Annotated in this window: 10 protein-coding genes; 3 read left to right on the forward strand and 7 right to left on the reverse strand. The window is 57.6% G+C overall.

Going from position 1 to position 15758, the window contains the following annotated elements; genetic code table 11:
• The first annotated feature begins 14 nt into the window (after positions 1-14).
• Entirely contained in the window at positions 15-995 is a 981-nt protein-coding gene (gene yjiA, locus AC1MEA_RS10805) for a GTPase (RefSeq protein ID WP_480917776.1), read from the forward strand.
• Between the two features lie 105 nt (positions 996-1100).
• Here yjiA and AC1MEA_RS10810 read toward each other — a convergent pair whose 3' ends face one another.
• The 3 genes from AC1MEA_RS10810 to AC1MEA_RS10820 form a co-directional block, all read right to left on the reverse strand.
• Positions 1101-1703, reverse strand: coding sequence for a hypothetical protein (locus AC1MEA_RS10810; protein WP_480917778.1), 603 nt, complete (start codon positions 1701-1703; stop codon positions 1101-1103).
• 221 nt (positions 1704-1924) lie between these two features.
• Positions 1925-3178: a serine hydroxymethyltransferase gene (gene glyA, locus AC1MEA_RS10815; RefSeq protein ID WP_449635461.1), complete on the reverse strand. Its 1254-nt coding sequence runs from the start codon at positions 3176-3178 to the stop codon at positions 1925-1927.
• A gap of 121 nt (positions 3179-3299) precedes the next feature.
• Complete coding sequence (locus AC1MEA_RS10820) at positions 3300-7145, reverse strand: sensor domain-containing protein (RefSeq protein WP_480918124.1); 3846 nt, start codon at positions 7143-7145, stop codon at positions 3300-3302.
• Positions 7146-7542: 397 nt separating this feature from the next.
• On the opposite strand from AC1MEA_RS10820, the gene ettA reads away from it, so the two are divergent.
• Positions 7543-9207, forward strand: coding sequence for an energy-dependent translational throttle protein EttA (gene ettA / locus AC1MEA_RS10825; RefSeq protein WP_219062615.1), 1665 nt, complete (start codon positions 7543-7545; stop codon positions 9205-9207).
• Between the two features lie 232 nt (positions 9208-9439).
• Here the strand turns inward: ettA and AC1MEA_RS10830 are convergent, their stop codons facing one another.
• The 4 genes from AC1MEA_RS10830 to AC1MEA_RS10845 all read right to left on the reverse strand — a co-directional run bounded on the left by AC1MEA_RS10830 (position 9440) and on the right by AC1MEA_RS10845 (position 12924).
• Entirely contained in the window at positions 9440-9937 is a 498-nt protein-coding gene (locus tag AC1MEA_RS10830; RefSeq protein WP_480917780.1) for a GreA/GreB family elongation factor, read from the reverse strand.
• A 71-nt stretch (positions 9938-10008) separates the two neighbouring features.
• The gene (locus tag AC1MEA_RS10835) at positions 10009-10365 is read right to left on the reverse strand and encodes a hypothetical protein (protein ID WP_449635459.1); all 357 of its coding nucleotides are present in this window, start codon (positions 10363-10365) and stop codon (positions 10009-10011) included.
• Between the two features lie 112 nt (positions 10366-10477).
• On the reverse strand, positions 10478-12346 hold the full coding sequence (locus tag AC1MEA_RS10840; RefSeq protein WP_480917782.1) for an Lnb N-terminal periplasmic domain-containing protein: 1869 nt from the start codon (positions 12344-12346) through the stop codon (positions 10478-10480).
• A gap of 89 nt (positions 12347-12435) precedes the next feature.
• Complete coding sequence (locus AC1MEA_RS10845) at positions 12436-12924, reverse strand: DUF3015 domain-containing protein (RefSeq protein WP_480917784.1); 489 nt, start codon at positions 12922-12924, stop codon at positions 12436-12438.
• 280 nt (positions 12925-13204) lie between these two features.
• Between AC1MEA_RS10845 and AC1MEA_RS10850 the strand changes: the two genes are divergently transcribed.
• Positions 13205-15655, forward strand: a complete 2451-nt coding sequence (locus AC1MEA_RS10850; RefSeq protein WP_480917786.1) for a Lon protease family protein — start codon at positions 13205-13207, stop codon at positions 15653-15655.
• Positions 15656-15758 lie beyond the last annotated feature (103 nt).

Genomic DNA, 15758 nt, shown 5'->3' on the forward strand with positions numbered 1-15758 from the left:
ACGCAGGAGTACGCATGACTGTTTCGCAACCCATTCCGGTCACTGTACTCAGTGGCTTTCTCGGCGCGGGCAAAACCACCTTGCTGCGCCATCTGCTCAAGGCTGAACACGGCCTGAAAATCGCCGTCATCGAGAACGAGTTCAGCGATGCGGGGATCGACACCCAATTGCTCGGCACCGAGCCCGTGCAGGTCATGACCCTGTCCAACGGCTGCGTGTGCTGCACCATTCACACCGATTTGACCAAGGCGTTGTACTTGCTGCTTGAGCGGCTCGACAGCGGTGAGATTGCCTTTGACCGTCTGGTGATTGAATGCACCGGGCTGGCCGATCCGGCACCGGTGGCGCAAACCTTCTTCATTGATGAGGAGCTGCGCGAGCGTTATCTCCTCGACGGTATCATCACCCTGGTGGACGCGGCCCATGCCGAGCAACACCTGACCCAAACCATCGCCCAGGCGCAGATCGGTTTCGCTGATCGCCTGTTGGTGAGCAAGCGCGATTTGGTGGATGACGCCGCTTTTAATGCCCTGAGTGAACGGCTGACCCGGATCAACCGTCGTGCTCCGATTCGAGTGGTTGAACACGGCAATATTGATCTGGCTGAATTGCTGGACGTACGCGGCTTCAACCTCAATGCCGACGTTGGCGGCGGCATGACGTTGCGTCCGCTGAAACCAGTAAGCAGCGCAGGCAACATCGACCGCATCACCAGCCTCGTCCTGCGCACCGATCAGCCACTGGATATCGACAAACTCAGCGAGTTCATGAACGAACTGCTGGAAGACCATGGCAAACAACTGCTGCGCTACAAAGGCGTCCTCAACATCGCCAACGAACCCCGACGCATGGTGTTTCAAGGCGTGCTGAAGTTGTATGGCTTTGATTGGGACACTGAATGGTCTGAAGATGAAAAGCGCGAAAGCGTCATCGTGTTTATTGCTGATGAATTGCCGGAAGAGAAGATCAGGGCAGGGTTTGCGCGGGTGATTTAAAACAGCTTATAGAAGACTTGTTGGCGAGGCGGTGAGTCTGATACAACGCTTCGCCAACAAATTGGTTTCAGTAGAATATTATTGTGGTTTAAATAAAAAGGTGTCTTACGGGTTTATATAATCAACATTTCTTTTTGATATGTGGAGGGTAAAATATGCGTTGCCTGACGCTTTGTCGACGACGGAAGCATGCCATCTGTTTGGGGCGCGGGGGTCGAGTGTTACCCTGTTATAAAGTTCTAGGTTGAACCCAGTGTTATCTACCATTAGCTGAAGGCGAATTGCAGCTTCTGAATCCCCTTCGATATCGCCTAGCGTTATTTTTTTTCCGTTCCTAATCAAGTTGAAGTCGCCGACTCGCAGGCCGCCGGAGTCAGCGTATATATACCCCAAATTGCTTTTTGATATGGACTTGCCAAACTGCTCTCCGTCTCGAATCCAAATATTATAAAAGCCTGTCGATTCGATGTATCGGAAATAAAGCAGTACGGGTTTTTCCGCAAAAACATTCGCGTATAAATATTCGTTATGTGCGTTTTCGAAATGAGCGCTAACATCGCCCGTCAAATTTATAGTTTTAGCGTTAGTGTCGCTAACTAACGTGGAGTATGAAAAATCAATAGGCACGTTAATTGGGTTGTTTCTTGCATCCAAGCCTGCCTCAAAGGTAAGCGTGGCCAAGAACGAGTTTTCTACTTCCGTGCTCATGATAAATCTCCTTGCCTTGCCAATTAATTTTCGGGCGAGGAAAAATCATAAGGGTTTGTTGGGGGTTTCATCTACTGTCAGAAGTGACAGGTTTCAAGAGTTTTTTGGAATAAGGATCGACAATAAATGGGGTGCTATTGCTGTAGGCTTGACTGTATTTATATAGCAAAAAGCCCGGCTCAAGAGCCGGGCTTTTTCATGTCGCCAGTAATACGGGGCGATTAAGCGCCGTACACCGGCAATTTAGCGCAGATGGTTTTGACTTTTTCACGTACTGCGTCGATCACGGCTTCGTTGCTCAGGTCAGCCAGGATGTCGCAGATCCAGCCAGCGAGTTCCTTGCATTCTGCTTCTTTGAAGCCACGGGTAGTTACGGCTGGGGTGCCGAAGCGCAGGCCGGAGGTCACGAACGGGGAGCGTGGGTCATTCGGCACCGAGTTCTTGTTCACGGTGATGAATGCGCGACCCAAGGCAGCGTCAGCGTCTTTGCCGGAGATGTCCTGTTTGATCAGCGACAGCAGGAACAGGTGGTTCTCGGTACCGCCAGACACTACGTCGAAGCCGCGCTCGATGAACACGCCGGCCATGGCCTTGGCGTTCTTGACCACTTGTTGCTGGTAAGTCTTGAACTCAGGCTGCAAGGCTTCTTTGAAGCAGACGGCCTTGGCTGCGATCACGTGTTCCAGCGGACCGCCCTGGGAGCCCGGGAAGACGGCTGAGTTCAGCTTCTTCTCGATGTCGGCGTTGGCTTTGGCCAGAATCAGGCCGCCACGTGGACCGCGCAGGGTTTTGTGAGTCGTGGTGGTGACCACGTCAGCGAATGGAACCGGGTTCGGGTACACGCCCGCAGCAACCAGACCGGCTACGTGCGCCATGTCGACGAACAGGTAAGCGCCGACTTTGTCAGCGATTGCGCGGAAGCGCGGGAAATCCAGGATTTGCGAGTACGCGGAGAAACCCGCCACGATCATTTTTGGCTTGTGTTCAACGGCCAGACGCTCGACTTCGTCGTAATCGATCAGGCCGTTGCCGTCGATGCCGTACTGTACGGCGTTGTACAGCTTGCCGGACGAGCTGACGCTGGCGCCGTGGGTCAAGTGACCACCGTGAGCCAGGCTCATGCCCAGAATGGTGTCGCCCGCTTGCAGCAATGCCAGGTAGACCGCGCTGTTGGCTTGGGAGCCTGCGTGTGGTTGAACGTTGGCGTAGTCGGCGCCGAACAGCTCTTTAGCGCGATCGATAGCCAGTTGCTCAACCACGTCGACGTATTCGCAGCCGCCGTAGTAACGCTTGCCTGGATAGCCTTCAGCGTACTTGTTGGTCAGGACCGAGCCTTGGGCTTCCATCACTGCGGGGCTGGTGTAGTTTTCCGAAGCGATCAGCTCGATGTGCTCTTCTTGGCGCTGAGCTTCTTGCTCCATGGCGGCAAAGAGATCGGAGTCGTACTTGGCGAGAGTCAAATCACGGCTGAACATGGCGGTCCTCAAGGATCGGGGGAGTAGAAAAGGAGGCCATTCTAACCCATAGGCTTTTATCTGGCATATGAAAGGCAGTCATGTCAGAGACAAGCGGTTTTCACGTGAGTCACCGCAGCCATCAATCAAGCATGAACAGCGCATCGTTGGCGAATTGCGCTTCGAAGCGATTGGGCGGCATCGGGCGGCCGAACAGGTAGCCCTGAACTTCGTCGCAGCCATGTTCGCGCAGGAACTCCAGCTGTTCATGGGTCTCCACGCCCTCGGCGATGACCGATAGGTTGAGGCTGTGGGCCATGGCGATGATGGCGCGAGCGATCTGCGCGTCCTGCTCACCCGACGGCAGGCCGTCGACGAACGTCCGGTCGATTTTCAGCACATCAATCGGGAATTGCTTGAGGTAGTTCAGCGACGAGTAGCCGGTGCCGAAGTCATCAATCGCGATGCTCAGGCCCAGGCGCTTGAGACCGTCCAGAATTAGCATGGCTTCGTTGACTTCACGCATCAGAATGCTTTCGGTCAGTTCCAGTTCAAGGCACGCCGGCGGCAGGCCGGTGTCTTTGAGAATGTTGGCAATGCGCGTGCCCAGCTGACCGTCGGAGAACTGCCGCGCGGAAATATTGACTGACACCTTGGGCACGCGGACCTTGGCCTGGTGCCAGCTCTTGAGCTGGCGACAGGCTTCGATCAGTACCCAATCCCCGACTTCCACGACCAGCCCGAGTTCTTCAAGCACCGGAATGAAGTCGCCCGGCGGCACCAGACCGCGTCGCGGGTGGTTCCAGCGCAATAGGGCTTCGGCACCTGTCAGGCGCTTACCGTCACCGCTGAACTGCGGTTGGTAATACAACGTGAATTCTTCTTGCTCAAGGGCGTGACGCAAATCGCTTTCGAGTTCCAGACGCTCAAGGGCGGTGGCGTTCATGTCGGCTTGATAGAACTGGAAGTTGTTTTTGCCGCGCTCTTTTGCGTGGTACATGGCCGTGTCGGCGTTTTTCATCAACTGGCTCAGCTCATTGCCATCCTGCGGGCTGAGCGCGATGCCGATACTGGCGGTCACAAAAAACTCGCGACCTTCGAGGACGAATGGTTTCACCAGGCTGCCGAGGATCTGTTCAGCAACATGGATCGCGCGGTTCAGGGCGATCTGCCGAGTGGCCCTCGGTTGCAGCAGCAGGGTGAATTCGTCACCACCCATACGTGCCACGGTGTCATCGTCGTCAACGCAACCCAGCAGTCGCGAGGCCATTTCCTGGAGCATGCGGTCGCCAGCGGCGTGGCCGAGGGAGTCGTTGATCGGCTTGAAACGGTCCAGGTCGAGGAACATCAGCACTACCCACGCCTGCTGACGCTCGGCCTGCTGAAGTGCGGTGTGCAGGCGGTCCTGGAACAGGGTGCGGTTGGGCAGGTGCGTCAGGGCGTCGTAATAGGCCAACCGATGGATGCGTTGTTCACTGGCCTTGCGCTCGCTGATGTCGCTGAAGAAGCACACGTAGCTGGCAAGATCGCCCTCATCGTCGAGCACCGCAGTGATCCCGACCCACGCCGGGTAATGCTCGCCACTGCGACGCTTGAGCCAGACTTCGCCTTCCCAACTGCTGCGTTGGTGCAGCTGCTTGATGATGTAACGCAAGTGCGCTTCCTGCTGATCATCGACGGTCAGCATGGTGGGCAGTTGATCGAGTACTTCTGACACGTCATAACCGCTGACGCGACTGAACGCGTCGTTGGCCTGCACGATGTAGCCAGCCGGGTCAGTGATCAGGATCGCCGACGTGGAGTGTTCGAATACCGTGGCGGCCATGCGCAGGTCTTTCTCGGCACGACGTTGCTGGCTGATGTCACGCCCGACACCGAGGATGCCCTCAAAGGTCCCGTGCTCATCCCACACCAGAATCAGGCGCAGCTCGATCGGGATCTTGCGTCCGTCGGCTCGCAGGCAGTCAAAGAGGAACAACTGGGTCGGCAGGTCCGCGCGCAATTTCGCCAACTCGTCGGGTCTGCCCAAGGCCTTGGCGACACGTTCGAGTAGCGCATTCATCTTGGTCAATTGCTGTGGGTTGGCGATGGTCGATTGCCAGCCGTGCTTGAGGATCCATTCAGCGCTGTAGCCCAGGACGGTCTGCGCCGAGGGGCTGACGTAATTGGGTTTCAGCGCACTGTCGGTGGAGAAAATCACATCGCTGATGCTTTCAGCCAGCATCCGGTAACGCTGTTCGCTGTCGCGCAGGGACTCGCTGGCTTCGAGCTGTTCGGTAATATCCTTGGCCACGCCGATGATGCGCGTCACAACGTCGTTCTTGTCACGCACCAACGCTTGCTCGCGGATATCGAAGCGACGCCAGTGATTATTGTGATCACGGAAGCGCAGCTGGCATTGCAGCAACTCGGCATGCCCGGTTTGCCGTTGCAGTCGGCGCATGGCTTGATAGTGTTCGGCGTCGTCCGGGTGCAGCAGGATCTCCCAGAAGTACTCGCCCATCTTCTGTAGCTCGGCCTTGTTGTAGCCCAGCGTTTCGCCAAGATGGTGGTTGCTGTAAATCATTCGCTGGCTGATGACGTCCTGCACGTACAGATGATCCGGTACGGTACGCACCACATTGGACCAGAAACCTTCGCGCTCGACCAAAGACAGTTCGACGCGCTTGCGGCTGCTGATGTCGCTGATGCTGAGGATCACGGCCTTATAGTCGGCTGGTTCCGGCAAGCGCATCACCAGCCACAGGTACTGATCGTCGCCTTGCGGGCTGGCCAGACGGATTTCCAGTTCGAGTTGACTCTGCCGGGTGAGTACCGCGTGAATCAGTTGCAGGCCAATCCCTTGCTGGGTGCTCGGGCAGCCCTCGATCAGGTGCTGCCACGCCTGGGCGCCGGATTCGATTTTCAGCAGATCGAGCGCGACCTGATTGACTTCGGTAATGCGCAGTTGTTGTAGCAGTTCCGGGCACAGCTGCGGTTGCGTCGTCAGTACACGGTCCAGATCATCGCGGCTGTGTACCTGCAGCTTGCCCAGGTAGCCCAGCAGCCCTGACAGGTCGAGCACGCAGAGCGCGACGCCGGTGCCGTCGAAAATGTCCTGATAGCGACGTTTGCTCTCAAGCATTTGTCGTTGGCGACGGCGCAGGCTGGCAAGGGCCAGCAGCGGCAGCAGAGAACACAACAGCCCGATCAGGCATTTGCCGATCAGCGCAGGCAGCAACTCTTGGCGCGCTTTGCTGGCATCGAACAGGCCGCGCAATTGCCAGTCGCTATGGGTCAACGGTGACAGCAACACATTCTGGATGCCATCAAGGCTGGCGTCTTCCGGGCTGTCCATGCCGGCGGCATCGCGATGGATCACCGTTTGGCTGACGCTGTTTTCCAGCAGCCACATGGGCTGGAAATCCTGAGTTGTCTGGTGAGTAAGTTTCGTCAGCACATCGGGCGCGAGGCGCAGTACCCAATAGCCTTTTGTCGTCTCGCCAGGCTGACGCACCAACAAATAAACCTGTGAGCCATCCGATGCGTTGCCGAAATAATAAGCATGCGCCTGACCACGCTGCATCAATTGCGCGAGGAAGGTCGCGTCGCTGGATGGACCTGCATCGCTGCGGGCGCTGTCTTTAACCACTTCGCCTTCGGCATTCAACCAGACAGCACTGCGCAATGACGGCAGGGTCTGGCGCAGGGTGTCCAGCATCAGCACTTGTTGTGCGGCGGTTGGGGTTTGCGCTTTCGTATTATCCAGGACGTTGAGCGCGCCCTGCGCACTGAGTGCCATGTTCAGGCTCAAACGATCGGCCAGCTGGGCGCTGTAGTCGAGACTACGCTGACGCTGGCGGTCCTGAGTCTGCTGGAATTGATCCATCAGTTGCCAGAACAACAGCACAACCATCAGCAACACCAAGGCTGCGAGCACAGCTTTCACTGAGCCGCGAAAATGCACCGTGGGTACGCGTCTAGGGGTGCGCAGAGGAGAAGGGGACAGTGATGTGGACAAACTTTAATCCTGAAGACGGGACTGAAGCGGCGAATGCGAAATGCACTATAAGCCGGACGCCCAAAGGGCGGCTAGCATGCCTTGATGTGTGGCGAAGTGCCAGTCCCATTGGGCTGGATGGTTTGCCCTGACGGGTGCATTCGGGTAGCTTTGCCCGATGTGCGGTTTAGGCCGTTTCTAACGATAGTGATTTCACTGCCTGCAAGCATTGATCCATATCCAGATAACGTGATGTCGGCAATCGATGTCCGGTCGGCGCACGTTCAATCAAAGCGTCAATCTCTCTGGCGGCAAGCGCCGGAGATAAATAAAATTGTACCGCTATTTTCGAGGCGCGCTCTAAGCCCGCGCTTTATCACAGCTACAGACACCGGGTTTTCTTTCCATGGCTCAATACGTCTTCACCATGCATCGGCTGAGCAAAGTTGTGCCGCCGAAGCGGGAAATTTTGAAAAATATCTCCCTGTCGTTTTTCCCAGGCGCCAAGATCGGTGTACTGGGCTTGAACGGTTCGGGCAAATCCACACTGTTGAAAATCATGGCCGGTGTCGACACTGAGTTCGACGGTGAAGCTCGGCCGATGCCAGAGCTCAACATCGGCTATCTGCCGCAAGAACCACAGCTGGACCCGACCAAGACTGTGCGTGAAGTGGTCGAAGAAGCGGTCAGCGTGATCAAAAATGCGCAGGCGCGCCTTGATCAGGTATATGCCGAATACGCCGAGCCGGATGCCGACTTCGACAAGCTGGCTGCCGAACAGGCCAAGCTTGAGTCCATCCTCCAGGCCAGCGACGGTCATAACCTGGACCGTCAACTGGAAGTCGCTGCCGATGCGCTGCGCCTGCCGGCCTGGGACGCGAAGATCGAATTCCTGTCCGGTGGTGAAAAGCGTCGTGTGGCCCTGTGCCGTCTGCTGCTGTCCGCACCGGACATGCTGCTGCTCGACGAACCGACCAACCACCTGGACGCCGATTCCGTGGCCTGGCTGGAGCATTTCCTCCATGACTTCCCGGGCACTGTGGTTGCGATCACGCACGACCGGTACTTCCTGGATAACGTCGCTGGCTGGATTCTCGAACTCGACCGCGGCGCCGGTATTCCTTACGAGGGCAACTATTCGGGTTGGCTTGAAGCCAAGTCCGATCGTCTGGCCCAGGAATCCAAGCAGCAGTCGGCCCATGAAAAGGCCATGAAAGACGAGCTGGAGTGGGTTCGCAAAGGTGCCAAGGCGCGTCAATCGAAATCCAAGGCGCGCCTGCAACGCTTCGAAGAAATGCAATCGCAGGAATTCCAGAAGCGTAGCGAAACCAATGAGATCTACATCCCGGCCGGTCCACGCCTGGGCGACAAGGTCATCGAATTCAAGAACGTTTCCAAAGGTTATGGCGATCGCGTGCTGATCGACAACCTGTCGTTCTCCATGCCTAAAGGCGCGATTGTCGGTGTTATCGGTGGTAACGGTGCCGGTAAGTCGACCTTGTTCCGCATGCTGATGGGCAAGGAACAACCGGACTCCGGCACGATTGAAGTCGGTGAAACCGTGCAGCTGGCGTGCGTGGATCAGAGCCGCGACGATCTGGACGGCAGCAAGTCGGTGTTCCAGGCGGTTTCCGATGGTTCCGATGTGATCCGCATCGGCAACTATGAAATCCCGTCGCGCACCTACGTTGGCCGTTTCAACTTCAAAGGGGGCGATCAGCAGAAGTTCGTCAAGGACCTCTCGGGTGGTGAACGCGGTCGCTTGCACCTGGCATTGACGCTCAAAGAGGGCGGCAACGTGCTGCTGCTCGATGAACCGTCAAACGACCTCGACGTTGAAACCCTGCGTTCGCTGGAAGAAGCGTTGCTCGACTTCCCGGGCGCCGCCATTGTGATCTCTCACGATCGGTGGTTCCTTGACCGCGTAGCGACGCACATCCTCGCGTACGAAGATGACTCGCAAGCCGTGTTCTTCGAAGGTAACTACACCGAGTACGAAGCCGACCGCAAGAAACGCCTCGGCGAAGCAGCGGCCCAACCGCACCGGGTACGTCACAAGAAACTGGCGTGATTTGATCTGCCATGAAAACGGAGCCTTCGGGCTCCGTTTTCATGTGGGGTTTAGTTCAGGCAAATTGCCTGTGCCTGATATGCCGTCTTCGCAGACAAGTCAGCTCCTACAGGGGAATGCGATCAACTGTAGATACCGTCTTGACCCTCGATGAGCAAACGGGGTCTCGATTCTGCCCGTAGGGCGTAGGAGCTGACGTGTCTGCGAACGATCACGAAGTGATCGCAATAAATCAAACATCCGCCTCTATCCTGACCACCTCAATCAACTGATCCCCCGCCGGGCGCTTCCATAGCACCTCATCGCCCGGTTGCGCGCCCAGCAGCGCCCGGCCCAGCGGTGAGCCCCAGTTGATCAAGGCGCTGGCCGCGTCGGCCTGGTCTTCACCCACCAACTGCACCCGTTGTTCCGCGCCGTTCTCATCGGCAAACGTCACCCAACTGCCGATGTGCACCTTCTCGGTCGACAGGGCCGGTGCGACCACTTGGGCGCTGTGCAGGCGTTGGTTGAAGTAGCGCAGATCGCGCTCGATGTCGGCCTGACGTTGCTTGTCAGCCTGATCCCCGAGGGCCGATTGTTCGCTGTACTGCGCCTGCAACTCGGTCACGTGCGTCTGTAGCTGCACGAGGCCGCGGGCGGTGACGTAGTTGGGCTGCTCGCTGATCCGTCGTTCCACCGGTTGGTCGGCTTGCGCGGCGGCTTGATCTTCATTGACGAAGGCGCGGCTCATGGCGTTTCTCCCTGTATTGGGTTTTGACCATGATGGCCCTGATTGAGGGGCGTCAGTTGCTTGAGAGCGACCTATTGCGATCGATAAGCCCTGGCGTTATCGCGATCCTTTTCACGCTGCCATCGTTGGTCGCGCTCATTCCAGTAATGGTCGCGGTAGTCGTTGCGGTCCTGGCTTTCCACCATCGCCTTGCATTGGCGAAAGCCATCATCCCAGCCTTCGGCGTATTGGGGGTCTTTCAGGTAACGCGGGACGTTTTTCTTGAATTCTCCGCTGATAACGCCCGCAGCCTGACGACCGCTGCCACACCCATCCTGAAAGCCATCGGCAAAGGCCGGTGGGTAACCTTCAGCCAACAGCTGTTCTCGGGTTGACTGACAACCGCCGACAAACACGATCAAGCACAGCACAGACCAACGCCACTTCATTGCCCACTCCTCGACTCAAGTATCAAGTCTAGGGGGGCATGTGTGAGTGCCGCGTAAAAACGGCGTTATAAATCTGTGATGTCCGCGAAAGCGTCCGTGAAGACGCTTAAGATCAATAGTGATACCACTTCATTTCCAGCATCACTTCGTTGATCGGCGAAGCCAGTTGGCTGTACTCGCGTTGGGCGCTCAGGCGCAGGCCAAGGTTACGTGACAGTTCCCATTGCTGGTTCAGGCTGATGCTGCGGCGTACTTCGCCATTGGTGAAGTAATCACCCTTGGCCTCCAGGCTCAGGTTGCCCAGCGGGTTGCGCCACAGCAGGCCGGTGTTGAAGCCCGCAGCAGGCGAAACAAGGGCCGCGAAGTCGGCGTTGTGTTCGATGCGCACGGTGCCCAATGCAAAACCGAGCATGTCGTCGGTCAGTTGCCAGGTGCCGCCGCCGCCACCGTTGACGTGGCTGACCAGAGTTTCATCTTCATGTTTGCCCAGCACCCGTTCCAGCCCCCCGGAGACTTGCCAGGACCAGGGTTTGAGCAGGGCATTGCGTGGAGTCAGCGAGCGGATGGTTGCCAGATCGAACTGTTGGACCTGCCAGTGATTTCCTTCGTATTGGCGCAATTTGAGCTGGAGAATCTCGATCTGCGCGCCCAATGGGAAACCATAGGCATTGTCGTTCAGGTCGTGATACGCCATGCGCAGGCCATATTCGGCGAACCCCTTGTCATCACGGCTGCCCGCGCCCAATTGCCAGGTACGAGACTCATGACCGTCCTCCGTCAAACCGGGGCGTGCGATGTCCAGTGGTGGCGGCGGGTTCTGGTTGATCGCACGCAGCAGCTCGAAACTGCGCTGCGAGCGCTCTGTATCGCGTTCCAGGCCGTTGGCGCGATAGCGTTCGAGGCGGTAGGCGGCGTCCTGAATCAACGCGCGGCGTTCTTTGGGCAGGGCCAGGTAATCGTTATTTTGCAGTTGTTTCTGATCGGCGCTGACCTTCAGCACCCATTGCTGTTCTTCACTCTCAAGGGGCGCGGCGCGGCTGAGCAACTCACGTTCGCGGGACGGCCGATAGTCGGTTCTCTCCACCAGACCTGCGTCTTTCACTGCGCGTACGGTGTCGGTCGGGATCGCTGTCAGCGGGAAGTGCTGGGTCAGGTTCAGGCCGGGTCGTGCGACTTGCAGCAGCTCCAATAAACGATACGAGCAGTTTTCGTCGAAGAAGAAATAGCTGAAGCGAATCTGCTTGAGCTCCCAGACATGCTCGACCATCCGCCCGGTTTCTTCGTGGGTCAGGTTCAGCCGGTATTCCCAAAGGTCACGGTTTTCCAGGCTGCGGTATTCGGACAGTTTTTCCTGGTAGGGCACCAGTGCGAAGAGGCCCGGATAACCGCCCATCAAGCCTTTCCACGCATACAGAATGCTGTTGTCCATGCCTTCGATGTACGCGCCAAAGTTAATCGCATAGCTGAGCAGGGCTGTGTGATTGGTCTGCACGTCAGCCTGGTCGATGCGCAACAGGGTGTGACCGAACATGGAGGAAGGGCTGTTCAAATAAGCGGCCGGAAAGATCAATACGGCGCTGTCGGGTGCCACGTCCTTGAACCATTGCTTGAATTCTTTGCAGTCCACGGCGGGCAGGTCGGTCAGTTGCAGTTGGTCGCGCAGCCAACGGGTCCGTGCCGGATAAACGCATTGGGCGTGGCTGTTTTGAGCCAGGGTGTCGTTGCTGCTGACGGGCGCATAAATCGCATCGAGCGTGGCGCTCAGTTCCGCTGCCGGATCGTGGGCACCGTTGGCGGCAAGAAAAAATTTGGGGTCATCTACATAGCTGCGCCAACCACCCAGCTTGGCCGTCTCATAGTGACCCAGGGATATCCAGAACTGCGTATTTGCCAGTTGCTGCAAGCGATCATTGTCGATATGCGGCGTGGCATACAGCGGGGCGCAGACACAGAGCGCCACATAACCAAGGCGTTTGAGCATAGAGGGCAACTAGTCAGGAGGCAGGGCAATCAATGTTCGGGATTGTAAACAGAGGCCTGCCCCCTGAGGCGGGGGCAGGCGGTGCGAGCTTAAGCCTGAGTTGCGTATTTCGCCAGAAGAGGGTCGTTTTTCAACACCGCGAGGGTGTTGTTGTGGACATCTTCAGCGGTCGTGTCTGCTTTGCTGAAAATTTGCTGGAAGTGCTCGTGGGTGACTGCGGCGAAATGCGCACGGTCTTGCGGTGCAACGCCCAACACGACCGCGTACGTGGTCAGCGCTTCGCCCTGACCCATGGCCATGTCTTTGGAAAGCTCGTCCATCATGCCGTTCATGGCAAGCCAGGATTTGCCGCCGTAGGTCAACGCAGCGTTGGTGGCGCAGCCATTCGTACCGGAGGTCATGCCGAAGGTGGCGTTACCCGATGTGCCGTTGGTGGTGGAAGCCAGAAAGTGGGCTGGAGTTCCACGCTGGCCTTCGAACAGCATGTTGCCCCAGCCGCAATCCGGGCCGCCTGGCGCTTGGGCCATGGCGTTGAGGGATGCGACGGTGAAGAGAGTACCAAGAAGAATCCGTTTCATAGCTTTAGTCTCTTTTGTGATCAACCAAGGGTCAAGGTTCCTGGCCGGTCATTGCGCCAGGGCAAGCCAGAGTTGTTATGACTGGCCGCGCAAGTTGGAGTTTAGGCACGATCCAAGGGTTCCGTGATTTATTGCAAATTGTTATAGGGTTGGAGACTTTTCTCCCATTAAGGAGAGTGAAGGGTTATGTGCAAAAAAATCGGCCGCACCGTGCCTTGCCAGCGGGGTACAGCGAGCGCCAGAATGCCGCTATCTGCCCCGCTCGATGTAAGGATGTCCGATGCCCGATCCTGTTGCTGCCAGCTTGCGTCTTGCGCCTGAAGCGCTGACATGTCCTTTCTCCGCTGAACAGTTCAGCTTCACGACAACCAATGATCTGGAACCCTTTCGCGGTGTGCTCGGCCAAGAGCGAGCAGTCGAAGCCTTACAGTTTGGCGTGGCCATGCCGCGCCCCGGTTACAACGTATTTGTGATGGGTGAGCCCGGTACCGGCCGCTTCTCCTTCGTCAAGCGCTACCTCAAGGCCGAAGGCAAGCGCATGGAGACGCCGTCGGACTGGGTTTACGTCAACAATTTCGATGAACCTCGCGAGCCGCGCGCACTGGAGTTGCCTCCTGGCAGCGCGGGTGCGTTCATTGCGGACATCAATGGCCTGATCGATAACCTGCTGGCGACCTTCCCGGCGGTGTTCGAACACCCGTCGTACCAGCAGAAAAAAAGCGCCATCGACCGCGCTTTCAATCAACGTTATGACCGCGCGCTGGACGTTATCGAGCGTTTGGCCCTGGAAAAAGAAGTCGCCCTCTACCGCGACAGCACCAACATTGCCTTTACGCCGATGAGCGAAGGCAAGGCGCTGGACGAGGCCGAATTTTCGCAGCTGCCTGAAGTTGATCGCGAGCGTTTTCATACCGATATTTCCGCTCTGGAAGAGCGCCTCAACGAGGAACTGGCCAGCCTGCCGCAATGGAAGCGTGAATCCAGCAACCAGATGCGCCAGTTGAATGAAGAAACCATCACGCTGGCCTTGCAGCCGTTGTTGGCACCGTTGTCCGAGAAGTACGACGAGAACGCCGGGGTTTGTGCGTACCTGCAAGGGGTGCAGGTCTACCTGCTGAAAACCGTGGTCGAGCAGTTGGTCGACGACAGCAAGACCGACGCCGAGGCGCGTAAGCTGCTCGAAGAGCAGTACTGCCCGAGCTTGGTGGTCGACCACCCGGTCAATTCGGGCGCGCCGGTGATTTTCGAACCGCATCCCACCTACGACAACCTGTTCGGGCGCATCGAATACAGCACCGATCAAGGCGCTCTATACACCACCTACCGTCAATTGCGCCCCGGTGCACTGCATCGGGCCAACGGTGGTTTTCTGGTGCTCGAAGCCGAAAAAATGCTCAGCGAGCCGTTTGTCTGGGACGCGCTCAAGCGCGCCTTGCAATCGCGCAAGTTGAAAATGGAATCGCCACTGGGCGAGTTGGGTCGTCTGGCGACGGTGACCTTGAACCCGCAAGTGATCCCGCTACAGGTCAAAGTCATCATCATCGGTGCACGTTCACTGTATTACGCGTTGCAAGACGCCGATCCGGACTTCCAGGAGATGTTCCGGGTGTTGGTGGATTTCGATGAAGACATCCCGATGGGCGACGAGACGCTGGAGCAGTTCGCCCAGTTGCTCAAAACCCGCACCTCCGAAGAAGGCATGGCGCCGTTGACCGCTGACGCTGTCGCCCGCCTGGCCACGTACAGCGCCCGCCTGGCTGAACATCAGGGCCGGTTATCGGCGCGCATCGGTGACCTGTTCCAATTGGTCAGCGAGGCGGATTTCATTCGCCAACTGGCCAATGACGACAAGACCGATGCCGGGCACATCGAGCGCGCGCTCAAGGCCAAGGCCACGCGCACGGGCCGGGTGTCGGCGCGGATTCTCGACGACATGCTCGCGGGCATCATCCTGATCGACACCGCCGGTGCTGCCGTGGGCAAGTGCAACGGGCTGACGGTGCTGGAAGTCGGCGATTCGGCGTTTGGCGTGCCGGCGCGGATTTCGGCGACGGTTTATCCCGGGGGCAGCGGTATCGTCGACATCGAACGTGAGGTCAACCTGGGTCAGCCGATCCACTCCAAGGGGGTGATGATTCTCACGGGATATCTGGGCAGCCGCTACGCGCAGGAATTCCCGCTGGCGATTTCCGCGAGCATCGCTCTGGAGCAATCCTACGGTTATGTGGATGGCGACAGTGCGTCACTGGGCGAAGCGTGTACCTTGATTTCGGCACTCTCGAAAACACCGCTCAAGCAGTGTTTCGCCATTACCGGATCGATCAATCAGTTTGGTGAAGTGCAGGCGGTGGGCGGGGTCAACGAAAAAATCGAAGGCTTCTTCCGTCTCTGCGAGGCGCGTGGCTTGACTGGCGAGCAGGGTGCAATCATTCCGCAGGCGAACGTGGCCACCCTGATGCTCGACGAGCGTGTGCTGCAAGCCGTGCGTGCCGGGCAGTTCCATGTGTACGCGGTGCGTCAGGCTGACGAGGCGTTGAGCCTGTTGGTTGGCGAGCCTGCCGGAGCGCCAGACGAAGACGGTCAGTTCCCGGAAGGCAGTGTAAACGCTCGTGTGGTTGAGCGTTTGCGGGACATCGCCGAGATACTCAGTGATGAAGAACTCAAGGAGCTGGGAAAAGAACCGGCGCAGTTGCAGCCGGAACTCAAGGCCTTGGCAAAAAAAGCGGACTGAAAGGGCAGGGCGCCGCAGGGATGGCATGACCATTCGGCGCCCAGTCACGCTGGGTACTTTTCGAATTCTGCTTTTGTTCTACTCTGGACAGATATCACAGTTG

It is taken from the genome of Pseudomonas sp. ASL8 (assembly GCF_056680355.1).